Origin of the sequence: Bizionia saleffrena, from assembly GCF_008086175.1 — a bacterium.
Classification (GTDB): Bacteria; Bacteroidota; Bacteroidia; order Flavobacteriales; family Flavobacteriaceae; genus Bizionia; species Bizionia saleffrena.
Map to the genome: position 1 here is coordinate 192,274 of NZ_VSKM01000003.1, position 12,352 is coordinate 204,625.

A 12,352-nucleotide genomic window follows, 5' to 3' on the forward strand; every position below is an offset into this window, starting at 1 on the left:
ACCTTCTGAAATTTATGCACTCAAGTTATGATATCACTAAAGTTTTATCACTTGATGAGCCTTTAACTAATTTAGATAGGTATTAACAATAAGTAATAGCTCAGGATTTAAAATCGATTTTATTAGTTAAAACACCCCCTTTAGATAGATGGCCACGAACACATTCTCGCTACTAAAAATTTTCATCAATTATAGAAGTTAAGTTTACCTCCAAAAGAGTAAATGTCGCCTTTTTTTCTAGCATTCATTCTCGTATTTTTACCCACGATAAAAATTTACAACTTATTTACAATATGATAAAACCGACAGCCAAACAATGTTACACAGTAACCAACTTTTTTCTAACCAGTTGCTTTCTTTTTATGTTTCTATCCTGCCGAAATGAACCAGACCAGAAACAGGAAGGTATGGTCTTTCGTTATAACGAACATAAAAACATTGGCTCTTTAGATCCTGCATTTGCTAAAGATAATGCTGATATCTGGGCTGTTAATCAGTTATTTAATGGGTTAATACAAATGGACGAGAATTTAAATGTGGTACCTTGCATAGCTAAATCTTGGACAATTTTTGACGATGCACTCACCTATTCTTTTAAATTAAAAAAGGACGTTTTTTTTCATAAACACGAGGTATTTGGTAAAGATTCTACACGAAACGTTGTGGCCGAAGATTTCGAATACAGTTTGTTTAGAAATTGTGACACCAATTTAGCATCGCCAGGCAGCTGGGTGGTTAATAATATTTATGATATTGAGGCTGTTACTTCTGATTCTCTTCATATTACTTTAAAAACACCAGACCCGTCATTTTTAGGAAAACTAACAATGAAATATTGCTCGGTAGTACCCCAGGAAGTTGTGGAACATTATGGTAGCGATTTTAGAGCACACCCCATTGGAACAGGTCCTTTCAAGTTTAAAAAATGGATAGAAAACATTAAATTAGTTTTACGTAAGAACAATAATTATTTCGAAACCGATACCAACGGAAAGACACTTCCCTACTTAGAAGCTGTTGCTATTACTTTTTTACCAGATAAACAAAGTGAATTTCTTCAGTTTATTCAAGGTAATTTAGATTTCTTAAATTCTCTCGATGCCTCATATCAAGACGACATTTTAACGACAACAGGAGAATTAAGAACAAAATATCAAGACCAAATCGATATTATTAGAGGCCCTTATTTAAACACAGAATACTTAGCTTTCTTTATGGATTCTGAAAGTTCTGAAATGCAATCAAAACTATTAAGACAAGCTGTTAATTATGGATTTGATAGAAAAAAGATGATGATTTACTTACGTAATGGCGTTGGGATTCCTGCTAATGGGGGTTTTATTCCTAAAGGGTTACCCGGTTTTAATGAGACCATTGGTTTTAGTTATAATCCGGAAAAGGCCAAAAACTTATTAAAACGTTATATACAAGAAACCGGAAACGATTCTCCAAAAATAGCGATCACTACCACAAGTAATTATCTTAATTTCTGCGAATATATACAGCGAGAATTACAAAAAATAGGTTTGGAGGTTGCTGTAGATGTGATGCCACCGGCAACTTTAAAAGACGCTAAAGCCAACGGTAAACTAGATATGTTTAGAGCTAGTTGGGTTGCCGATTACCCAGATGCTCAAAATTATTTATCATTATATTACAGTCAGAATTTTGCTCCAAATGGCCCCAATTATACCCACTATAAAAACCCGCTTTTCGATAAATGGTATACCCAGTCTTTTAAAGAAACTAATAATAAAACGCGAGAACGCTTATACGCGAGAATGGATAGTTTAGTTATGTCGGAAGCACCAATTGTACCGTTGTATTACGACGAAGTGATACGATTTACTAGAAAAGGAATTACGGGGTTAGGCAATAACCCTATCAATTTATTAGATTTAAAACGAGTACAAAAAACGACTCATTAAAGTACCGTTTTTAAAGGGGTAGTTTCTTTTCTATTTTCAGCCAGTAACCCTAAAACAATTAAATACTGAGCAACTCCGTAAAAAACCATAATAAAGAAGTCATCGTAAGGCAACCCAGAACTAAACATCTTTAAAGCTGTAATGGTTTCTGATAAGCTAAATGAAAAGACACCACACAGTACCACTATAAAACTTATCTTATTAACTGCCTGTTTTCTTAAAAAGGCAAATAAAAACAATAAAAGAGCTATAAAAAAATAAATTAGAATCGGTATAAAATAGCTCCCTAATTGCGGATAAATAACATATAAAAGTGACACCATAAATAAGAAAGAAATCAATAGAAATGGTACTATTTTAGAAATTTCAAAGATTTCATGATTTCTAAAACGCCGTAAATAAAAGCATTTTCCCAACACAAATAGCAGCGTTGAGATTAAAAAAAACACAGGTAAATAATCAAATACAAAGGTCACATCGCCCATCATGAAAAGCAACAATGCTGCTACAGTACATTTTTTATTATGTCTTACTTTTTCATTTTCGTTTATAAGGTAATAAATAATCAAAGAGGCAATAAGTAGTATTTTACTCCCCACTCTTAATAACGGTATTTCTATTTCCAATTTTATATAAATATCCAAAAATAATAGTGTAAAAAACACTAAACCAAAATAGTACTGTTTCTTAAATAAGAAGATCATAAACAGGCAATTATTTAACTCTTAAAACTATTGTCTTCTAAATTTCTTAGTCTCTTCAAATACGAATTCTAATATCGCTTTATCTTTTTGGGAGAATTCCATAGTGCGTCTAGACATTACTACTTTGGCTACTTCAAAGGCCTTATCGGTTTTATAAGTGGTAAATCCTGCACTACCGCCCCAACTGTAACTCGGTACAAAGTTTCTAGGAAAGCCACTTCCGAAGATATTAACATTCACACCAATTACAGTACCGGTGTTAAACATCGTATTGATTCCGCATTTACTATGATCGCCCATCATTAAACCGCAAAACAGTAGTCCTGTTTTAGCAAATTTCTCGGTGTCGTAATCCCAAAGTTTTACTTCTGCATAATTGTTTTTTAAATTAGAAGTATTAGAATCTGCGCCAATATTACACCATTCACCTAATACCGAATTTCCTAAAAAACCATCGTGTCCTTTACTAGAATAGCCCATTAAAACAGAGTTATTAACCTCTCCTCCTACTTTGCAAAACGGACCAACCGTCGTCGCGCCATAAATTTTTGATGCTAATTTTAAAGTCGCATTATCACATAAAGCTAACGGACCTCGTACAACAGAGCCTTCCATAATTTCAGCATTTTTACCGATGTAAATAGGCCCCGAACTGGCGTTTAAAGTGGTGAATTCTAGTTTAGCTCCCTCCTCTATAAATACGTTTTCTGGCGCAATGACATTGTTTGATGCCGGAATAGGTTCCGACTGTCTGTTCTGTGTTAAAAACGCAAAATCTAAAGCAATGGCTTCGGCATTTTTAGAAAAAATGTCCCAAGTATACTCTATCTTCAGGCAGTTATCTGTAAACTCTATAGCTTCAAAAGTTTCTAAATTGATATCCTCTTGCGACTCTTTGGTAAAAAAAGCAATAACATCTTCGTCTTTAAAAATGGCTTGATTTTCTTTTAGTCCTTTAACCAATTCTACTAATTGAGGCGTAGGACAATATGAAGAATTAATGAGTACATTTTCTGGCAGCTCCACCATTGGGTATTTGTCAGATAAAAATTCTTCGGTAATTGTGGTGGTGGTAGTTGCTAGATGCAGCTCCCATTTTTCTCTAATCGTCAAAATACCAACTCTAATATCGGCCACCGGACGCGTATAAGTAAAAGGCAGTAATTGATTTCTTGCTGGGCCGTCAAAAAGAATATAGTTCATTGGGTGTTGAGTTGGTTATGTATTCCAAAAGTAAATATATTACGCACAACAAAAAAGCCTTTCAGTAAATGAAAGGCTTTTAATATGGTAAAACTGCTAAAATTATTTTTTAAATTTCGCGTATTTGTTTTTGAATTTATCGATACGACCTGCGGTATCAATTAATTTAGACTTACCTGTGTAAAACGGGTGAGATGTTCTAGAAATCTCCATTTTTATTAATGGGTATTCTGAACCTTCGAACTCAATTTTTTCGTTCGTGTTAGCCGTAGACTTAGTTAAAAATATGTCTTCATTAGACATGTCTTTAAATGCTACTAATCTATAATTTTCTGGATGTATATCTTTTTTCATCGCTAAATGCTTTAATTGTATTCTAATTTCGAGGTGCAAATTTAAGTAAATTTTACTTATTACCAACCTTTTCTTTAAAAATATTTAATCTTTTTCTGTAACGTTTGCTTATCTTTGATTACTAATCAACTATAATTAACTACAAAACTACGAAAAATATGGAATCTCCACAACAATCATTTAAATCAATTGCATATACCTACGGAGTCTATTATGCGCTTCTGGGTATCGCTATGATCGTTTCTTTATATATTATGGAAACGGATAGCAATATAATCTTAACCATCGTTAATGTGTTGGGTACAGTAGGGATTATAGCGTATTCTGTAATTGCCTACAAAAAGGAAAATGGAAATGCTATTACTTTAAGTCAATCAATGAAAGCGGGATTAGCTACGGCTGCAATTGGGGGCCTTTTAATTGCTCTTTTTACATATATTCATTATTCATTTATTAATCCTGAATTTATTACAACCATTAGAGAAAACGCCTTAGAAGATATCTATAAATCTGGTACAGAGATGACTGCAGACGCAGAAGAACAAGCCTTGTCGTTGATGAATATTTTTACTTCTCCGGGTTTCATTAGTACGATTAGTTTGATAGGCTCTATATTTTTCGGACTTGTTGTATCGTTAATAACTGGTTTAATAGTTAAAAACGCATAATAACCTTATATTTGAAGCATTAAATTTCAAATGCACAGCATGGATATATCAGTAGTCATACCACTACTTAACGAAAAAGAATCTTTAAAAGAATTATATGATTGGATCGCTAAAGTTATGCAGTCCAATCATTTTTCGTATGAAATCATTTTTATAGATGACGGTAGCACCGATGGCTCTTGGAAACGTATTGAAACACTTTCTAAGGAAGATAATAACGTTAAAGGAATTCGATTTCTAAAGAACTTTGGGAAATCTCAAGCCCTGCATGCCGGATTTGAAAAAGCACAAGGCAGCGTTGTTATTACAATGGATGCCGACTTACAAGACAATCCAGAAGAAATACCTGGGCTTTACAATATGATTGTAAACGATAAATTCGATTTGGTCTCCGGCTGGAAAAAGAAACGCTACGATAATAAACTGACTAAAAACTTACCTTCTAAATTATTTAATTGGGCAGCGAGAAAAACATCGGGTGTTACACTTAACGATTTTAATTGCGGCTTAAAAGCGTACCGCAACAGCGTGGTAAAACATATTGATGTTAATGGTGAAATGCACCGCTACATTCCTGTATTGGCAAAAAATGCAGGCTTCATAAATATTGGAGAAAAAGTCGTACAACACCAAGCCAGGAAATACGGGGAAACGAAATTTGGAATGGAGCGTTTTATAAACGGATTCCTCGATTTAATCACTATTTGGTTTATTACGCGCTTTGGTAAACGCCCTATGCATTTGTTTGGCGCTTTAGGGGTTATTATGTTTGCTATTGGTTTAAGTTTTGCCGTTTATTTAGGTATCGATAAATTATTTTTGCACCCTTACGGTAGATTAATCACCCAAAAACCTCAATTTTACATCTCCTTAATCACTATGGTAATTGGTTCTCAATTTTTTATTGCAGGCTTTTTAGGTGAGATCATTCTACGAAACAGACCCGATAAAAAACGCTACCTCGTTAAAAAAGAGCTTAATTTTTAAACCTCCTTTACTAACCGTGTTATTATGCTTATTTTAGCACAAAAAACACATATTTAGTTTATCTCAATACGCCTTACTATTATAATATGATACACATAGAGCCTGAAGTCTTAAAAAAAGTAAACACGTGGTTAACGCCCACTTTCGATAAAGACACCCAAGATTATATTACACATCTTATTGCTGAAGACTCACAAACATTAACAGAAAGTTTTTATAAAAATTTAGAGTTTGGAACTGGTGGAATGAGAGGTGTTATGGGCATTGGCACCAATCGTATTAATAAATATACTTTAGGAAAAAACACCCAAGGACTAAGCGATTATATGCATACCGTATTTCCTGGAGAACAATTAAAAGCAGCAATTGCTTTCGACTGTAGACACAATAGTAAAGCACTTGCTAAAGTGGTTGCCAATGTGTTTTCGGCCAATAATATAGAGGTCTTTTTATTTGAAGACTTACGCCCTACTCCAGAACTATCTTTTGCTTTAAAACATTTAAATTGTCATTGTGGTATTGTTTTAACTGCATCACACAACCCACCAGAATATAACGGCTACAAAGTCTATTGGCAAGATGGCGGACAGTTAGTACCGCCAGAAGACGCTGAAATAATTGCGCGAATTAACGCACTTGATTACGCCGAAATTAAATTTGAACCAAACGAAAAACTAATAACATATATAGGTGAAGCTATTGACGATGCTTTTATAAATGCCTCGGTTAAAAATGGTAGTTTCAACACGCCTCAGCCCGACAAAGACCATTTAAATATTGTTTTCACCTCGCTGCACGGTACTTCTATAACAGTAGTTCCCAAAACCTTAAAACGTGCAGGCTATAAAAACGTTACTGTTGTTGAAGAACAACGTGTTCCAAATGGCGATTTCCCTACCGTTAAATCACCAAACCCCGAAGAACCTGAAGCTTTAAAAATGGCTTTAGAATTAGCAGAAAAAACCAACGGAGATATCGTTATTGGTACAGACCCCGATTGCGACCGTTTAGGTGTTGCCGTAAGAAACCTTGATAACAAATTGGTATTACTTAACGGCAACCAAACTATGGTGTTAATGACCGCGTTTTTAACCGAACAATGGAAAAAGAGTAACAGAATTAAAGGTAAAGAGTTTATTGCCAGCACCATCGTTTCTACACCAATGATGCAAAATATTGCCGATGCTTATAATGTGGAATTAAAAGTAGGTTTAACGGGCTTTAAATGGATTGCTAAAATGATTAAAGACTTCCCAGAGCTAGATTTTATTGGTGGTGGAGAAGAAAGTTTTGGGTTTATGGTTGGCGATTTTGTACGCGATAAAGACGCCGTTACTGCTACGCTATTAATTTGCGAAATGGCTGCTCAAGCTAAAGCGGAAGGCAGCTCGGTATATAAGAAATTAATCGATTTATATGTGGATTACGGGTTATTTAAAGAACGTTTAGTTTCAATGACCAAAAAAGGAATTGAAGGCGCTCAAGACATTAAACAAATGATGATTACTGCACGCGAAAATCCGTTGCAAACCGTGAATGGTTCAAAAGTGATTAAAATTGAAGATTATCAATCATCAACTGCAATACATACTGCAACTAATACAATAGAAGCGTTAGACATCCCTAAATCTAACGTCTTAATATATTATACCGAAGATGGCAGTAAAATTGCACTTCGACCAAGTGGCACCGAACCCAAAATTAAATTTTACATCAGTGTAAATACGGTTTTAGAAGCCGCAATAGATTTTCAAGATAAAGAAACTGAATTAGAAACCAAAATTGAGGCTATCATAAAAGATATGCAATTAAACTAAATGGATTTAAATCTAAAAAAAATAATTCCATATACTAAACCGTATAAAACTAATATTGTTTGGAATGTTATATTTAATGTGCTTTACGCTTTTTTTAGCACCTTATCATTAATTACGATGTTTCCGTTGTTAGAAGTGTTGTTTCAAAAAAAAACTGACGCTACACCCGAAATACTAACAAAACCAGAATACACAGACCTCTGGAACATTGCAGATTACGCCAAAGAATCGTTTTTCTATCATATTTCAAATCTAAACGAGAACTACGGCCCACACTACTCTTTACTGTTGGCCGTTGGCTTAGTAATCACTACGTTTTTATTAAAAAATCTGTTTAATTACTTAGCATCGTTACATATGATGCATCTAAAAAATGGTGTCTTAAGCGATTTACGTAAAACAATGTTCGATAAAATCATCAGTTTACCAATTCCGTTTTATTCTAAACGTAGTAAAGGGGATATAATGGCTAGAATGTTGGGCGATATCGGGCAGGTACAAAGTTCATTTTTCGTTATTTTAGAGCTTATTGTTCGCGAACCTTTAACCATTTTATTCGCCATTTATGCAATGCTAAGTATTAGTGTAGAACTTACACTCTTCGTGTTTATTTTTATTCCAATCTCTGGTTTTATAATCTCTAGAATTGGTAAAAATCTAAAATCTAAATCTACACGAGCGCAACAAGAATCGGGTCGATTAATCTCTATAGTCGAAGAAAGTTTAACCGGCCTTAAAGTTGTAAAGAGTTATAACGCCGAATCCAATTTTAGAACTAAATTTAATAGCTCGGTAGATCGCTTGTTAAAATTATCGAATAGTATTGGTAATAAAAATAACTTAGCCTCACCAATGAGTGAGTTTATGGGTATTGTTACTATTGCGACGTTATTGTGGTATGGTGGTAATTTGGTTCTTGTGGATAAAACCTTAGAAGGAGAACTGTTCTTGGTGTATTTATTATTAGCTTATAATATTTTAACCCCTGCAAAAGCCATCTCTAAAGCGTCGTATTCTGTAAAAAACGGTTTAGCAGCAGCCGAGCGTGTTTTTGAAATATTAGAACAGGAAGATGCCATTGCAGCAAAGCCTAATGCTATCAATAAAACCGATTTTACAAAAGGAATACACGTTAATAATATCACGTTTAGATATGACAACGACAACGTACTCAAAAATTTCAGCTTAACTGTTCCTAAAGGAAAAACCGTTGCTTTGGTTGGCCAATCGGGAAGTGGAAAAAGTACGATTGCCAATCTATTAACGCGTTTTTACGATGTAAATGAAGGCAGTATTTTAATTGATGATATAGATATTAAAGATTTAGACATTCATTCGTTACGCGATCTAATGGGCTTAGTCACTCAAGATTCTATTTTGTTTAATGATTCCATTAAAAACAACATACTTATTGGCAAAGAACACGCTACCGATAAAGAAGTTATTGATGCCTTAAAAATAGCAAATGCTTGGGAATTTGTTAAAGACTTACCTTTAGGCATTGAAACTAATGTAGGCGATGCTGGTAATAATTTCTCTGGCGGACAGAAACAACGTTTAAGTATTGCGAGAGCCGTACTTAAAAACTCCCCTATTATGGTTCTAGACGAAGCAACTTCGGCGTTAGACACAGAGAGTGAGCGTTTAGTGCAAGTGGCTTTAGACAATATGATGAAAAACAGAACATCAATTGTAATTGCCCACCGTTTATCGACAATTCAAAATGCAGACGAAATTATTGTGATGCAAAAAGGAGAAATTGCAGAACAAGGAACACACGACACATTGATTGCTAAAAATGGTATTTATAAACGTCTTGTAGAAATGCAGAGTTTTGAATAAGATTAAAAAGCAAACGCATTGAAACTTTTACCGAGATCGTTTGTAATAAAAAATCATTTCTGTTTTTATATCAACTAAAATGTATAGTTCAGTATTTACACAATTTTAAAAGAAACTGAATTTTACACGGGAAATAATTAAATAATATTTAAACTTTTACACAAAAGTAAAGTCTAAAGCAAAATAGTGTTTGTGACACAAGAAAAAAAGCTTTTATTACAATTACAGTCTAACAGCAATAGAGACGCCGCTTTTAAAGAGTTAGTTACGCTTTACAAAGAGCGTTTGTATTGGCATATACGTAATATTGTAAAATCTCATGATGATGCCGACGATGTCTTACAAAACACGTTTATTAAAGTGTATAAAAACATTAATGGATTTAATGGAGACAGCAAGTTATATTCGTGGCTGTACCGTATTGCAACTAACGAATCGATAACATTAATTAACAAAAACGCGAAACGTTTACATATTTCTAATGAAGAAGCTCAGGAATTAGCCCTAAATAATTTACAATCGGATGTATATTTTGAAGGCAGCGAGATTCAATTAAAATTGCAACAAGCTATTGCCACATTACCCGAAAAACAGCAGTTGGTTTTTAATATGAAATATTTTCAAGATTTAAAATATAAGGAATTGTCTGAAATATTAGAGACGAGCGAAGGTGCTTTAAAGGCCTCTTACCATTTAGCATCAAAAAAAATTGAAGCGTATTTAATAGCACATTAAACTTTTTGACTTTTTATCAGTCTTAGTAATAGAATGAAAAACAAAGGATTACATACTATAAAAAATACCGGATTTAAAACGCCTCAAAATTACTTTGAAGCGTTCGAAATCAATATACAAACTACTGCACGCTTAAAAAAAGAGGTGCCACAATCTGGTTTTAAAACTCCAGACCATTATTTTGAAACGTTTAAGGTTATTTCACCTACTCTAAAAAAGGAAACAAAAGTATTACCACTGTATAAAAAAGTAATACTATCTTTTGGAAGTATTGCCGCAGCTTTATTGGTGTTTTTCAGCTTGAACCTATTTAAAAAAGACTTAAATTTCAACGCTCTAAGCACAGCCACTTTAGATAGTTATTTATTAGAAGAAGCCAATAGCAGCGAATTATCGCACCTTTTTTCTAACTCAGAATTAACCGAATCTCAATTTATAGATTACGATTTGAATATAGATACCATAGACTCTTTATTAGATAATGAAGATTTTGATGAATTAATTTTAGACTAAAATGAAATACCTACTCATAACAGCACTGCTCGTCCTTTTTACTCATCACGTTTCTGCACAACACCACGATGGCAAAATAGATAGAGATAAATTAAAAACACTAAAAGTTGCACATATTACAGAGCAAGTAAGTTTTACGCAACAAGAAGCACAAGCCTTTTGGCCGCTATATAATACTTACGAAGCACAACGTAATACGCTTCACGAAGCGTCTAAAGAGCGTAAAAAAGAAAACTTAGAAGGCATCTCTGAGATTGCCGCAAAGAAATATTTAAATACCCTTCTTAAAATTGAGGACGATTATTACTCCAATCAAAAAGAGTATTATGCCAAATTAGAAAGTGTTTTGTCCGCTAAAAAAATTATTAAAGTCATTCAAGCGAATCGCTCTTTCCGAAAAAAAATGATCGATGAGTTTAAAGAGCGCCATAAAAAGGAAGTTAAAAAATAAAAAAGCAGCCAATGGCTGCTTTTTTATTTGCCTTTCTAATTATTATCTAAAATTAAGTTTTGCTATGCGTTTATCTCCAGCTGCATATGCAATACTATCATTAACAAACCTTATGGTGTAAAACCCTTCGTTCGTTAAATGCATCCAATTTTCACCACTATCATTAGAGTAATCAATACCCTTAAAACCAACAGCAACTAAACCTTCACCGTTGCTATTTGGCACATATTGTACGCAACTTCTGTAGCCCGGCGCTTTATTCTTTGCAGCTACTTGCCACGTTTTGCCGCCATCGTTGGTTTTAATTTTGTTTACCGCATTGCCATCAGGTTTTGTATAATCACCACCAATGGCATACCCTATTTTATCGTTGTAAAAATCTATTGAATACATTCCGGTGGTTTGTAAGCCTTGTACAATTGGTGTTTCAAAGACACTCCACGTTTGCCCTTTATCCGAAGAAAACAACACGCGACTAGACTTCCCTCCTGTCGCTACCCACGTGTTATCGCCTATAATTTTAATATTGGTATTACTTGCTGCAAAAGCTGCTTCACCGTCTTTAGCCCTTGGTAAATTGCCACATTCTATTTTAGTCCACGTCTCCCCACCATCACGGGTCACAATAATGCTCATACACAAATCGGTAGGGTCTCCAATGGCAATACCTTCGTTGTCATTCCAGAAAGCCATAGCATCGTAAAATGCGTTTTTATGGTTTTCTTGATACACTAATGATGCACCGGAATCGTCAATTTTATATACATACGCTGGACTCCCCACTGTAACTCCAAAATTAGCGTTTGTAGTCACCGCCAACGCTCTAAAATTTAAGCCCTTTTTATCAGCGTCTACTGTAATTGGATACGTAATTTCATCTAAGAACACGTTATTTAAATCGGGCGTTTTTATTTGTCCTGCTAGGCCTTCCGAAGTTAAGAAATAACAACCAGCATCATTTTTAAGCAATTCTAAAGCCCTGATATTTAATATCGAATCGTTAAGTAACACAGCAATTTCAACTTCAGAAAATGATTTTTTAACTATTTCCGAAGGTCTTTCGCTTACGCCAGAGGCTTCATTTTTATAATCTTTCTTACAACCGTAACATAATACAATTGTTAGTAATACTAGTAATTTAGTCTTCATT

General features: G+C 34.1%; 12 protein-coding genes. 8 read left to right on the forward strand and 4 right to left on the reverse strand.

The window, feature by feature from the left end; all coding sequences use genetic code 11:
• Positions 1-362: 362 nt before the first annotated feature.
• Positions 363-1,928, forward strand: coding sequence for an ABC transporter substrate-binding protein (locus ES676_RS03810; RefSeq protein WP_246130291.1), 1,566 nt, complete (start codon positions 363-365; stop codon positions 1,926-1,928).
• Here ES676_RS03810 and ES676_RS03815 read toward each other — a convergent pair.
• The 3 genes from ES676_RS03815 to ES676_RS03825 all read right to left on the reverse strand — a co-directional run bounded on the left by ES676_RS03815 (position 1,925) and on the right by ES676_RS03825 (position 4,189).
• Positions 1,925-2,572, reverse strand: a complete 648-nt coding sequence (locus ES676_RS03815) for a lysoplasmalogenase (RefSeq protein WP_170234419.1) — start codon at positions 2,570-2,572, stop codon at positions 1,925-1,927. The two genes, ES676_RS03810 and ES676_RS03815, sit on opposite strands and share 4 nt — an antisense overlap.
• Before the next feature lie 87 nt (positions 2,573-2,659).
• Complete coding sequence (locus tag ES676_RS03820; protein WP_148368718.1) at positions 2,660-3,835, reverse strand: GlmU family protein; 1,176 nt, start codon at positions 3,833-3,835, stop codon at positions 2,660-2,662.
• A 102-nt stretch (positions 3,836-3,937) separates the two neighbouring features.
• Entirely contained in the window at positions 3,938-4,189 is a 252-nt protein-coding gene (locus ES676_RS03825; protein ID WP_148368719.1) for a type B 50S ribosomal protein L31, read from the reverse strand.
• Between the two features lie 158 nt (positions 4,190-4,347).
• On the opposite strand from ES676_RS03825, the gene ES676_RS03830 reads away from it, so the two are divergent.
• From ES676_RS03830 to ES676_RS03860, 7 genes are all read left to right on the forward strand, one after another.
• A complete protein-coding gene (locus ES676_RS03830; RefSeq protein ID WP_148368720.1) occupies positions 4,348-4,857 on the forward strand; it encodes a DUF4199 domain-containing protein in 510 nt (169 codons plus the stop codon).
• A 39-nt stretch (positions 4,858-4,896) separates the two neighbouring features.
• Entirely contained in the window at positions 4,897-5,844 is a 948-nt protein-coding gene (locus tag ES676_RS03835; RefSeq protein WP_148368721.1) for a glycosyltransferase family 2 protein, read from the forward strand.
• An 86-nt stretch (positions 5,845-5,930) separates the two neighbouring features.
• A complete protein-coding gene (locus tag ES676_RS03840; protein WP_148368722.1) occupies positions 5,931-7,661 on the forward strand; it encodes a phospho-sugar mutase in 1,731 nt (576 codons plus the stop codon).
• Positions 7,662-9,503: an ABC transporter ATP-binding protein gene (locus ES676_RS03845; RefSeq protein ID WP_148368723.1), complete on the forward strand. Its 1,842-nt coding sequence runs from the start codon at positions 7,662-7,664 to the stop codon at positions 9,501-9,503.
• Between the two features lie 192 nt (positions 9,504-9,695).
• Positions 9,696-10,238, forward strand: a complete 543-nt coding sequence (locus ES676_RS03850) for an RNA polymerase sigma factor (RefSeq protein WP_148368724.1) — start codon at positions 9,696-9,698, stop codon at positions 10,236-10,238.
• Positions 10,239-10,271: 33 nt separating this feature from the next.
• Complete coding sequence (locus ES676_RS03855) at positions 10,272-10,751, forward strand: hypothetical protein (protein WP_148368725.1); 480 nt, start codon at positions 10,272-10,274, stop codon at positions 10,749-10,751.
• A 1-nt stretch (position 10,752) separates the two neighbouring features.
• Complete coding sequence (locus ES676_RS03860; RefSeq protein WP_148368726.1) at positions 10,753-11,202, forward strand: hypothetical protein; 450 nt, start codon at positions 10,753-10,755, stop codon at positions 11,200-11,202.
• Between the two features lie 42 nt (positions 11,203-11,244).
• On the opposite strand, the gene ES676_RS03865 is transcribed toward ES676_RS03860, so the two are convergent.
• The gene (locus tag ES676_RS03865; RefSeq protein ID WP_148368727.1) at positions 11,245-12,351 is read right to left on the reverse strand and encodes a WD40/YVTN/BNR-like repeat-containing protein; all 1,107 of its coding nucleotides are present in this window, start codon (positions 12,349-12,351) and stop codon (positions 11,245-11,247) included.
• Between the last annotated feature and the right edge of the window lies 1 nt (position 12,352).

Coding starts and splice junctions, on each gene's coding strand:
- ES676_RS03830 (WP_148368720.1), top strand. CDS start 4,348: ATGGAATCTCCACAACAATCATTTAAATCAATTGCATATACCTACGGA.
- ES676_RS03835 (WP_148368721.1), top strand. CDS start 4,897: ATGGATATATCAGTAGTCATACCACTACTTAACGAAAAAGAATCTTTA.
- ES676_RS03825 (WP_148368719.1), bottom strand. CDS start 4,189: ATGAAAAAAGATATACATCCAGAAAATTATAGATTAGTAGCATTTAAA.
- ES676_RS03840 (WP_148368722.1), top strand. CDS start 5,931: ATGATACACATAGAGCCTGAAGTCTTAAAAAAAGTAAACACGTGGTTA.
- ES676_RS03855 (WP_148368725.1), top strand. CDS start 10,272: ATGAAAAACAAAGGATTACATACTATAAAAAATACCGGATTTAAAACG.
- ES676_RS03860 (WP_148368726.1), top strand. CDS start 10,753: ATGAAATACCTACTCATAACAGCACTGCTCGTCCTTTTTACTCATCAC.
- ES676_RS03810 (WP_246130291.1), top strand. CDS start 363: ATGTTTCTATCCTGCCGAAATGAACCAGACCAGAAACAGGAAGGTATG.
- ES676_RS03865 (WP_148368727.1), bottom strand. CDS start 12,351: ATGAAGACTAAATTACTAGTATTACTAACAATTGTATTATGTTACGGT.
- ES676_RS03820 (WP_148368718.1), bottom strand. CDS start 3,835: ATGAACTATATTCTTTTTGACGGCCCAGCAAGAAATCAATTACTGCCT.
- ES676_RS03845 (WP_148368723.1), top strand. CDS start 7,662: ATGGATTTAAATCTAAAAAAAATAATTCCATATACTAAACCGTATAAA.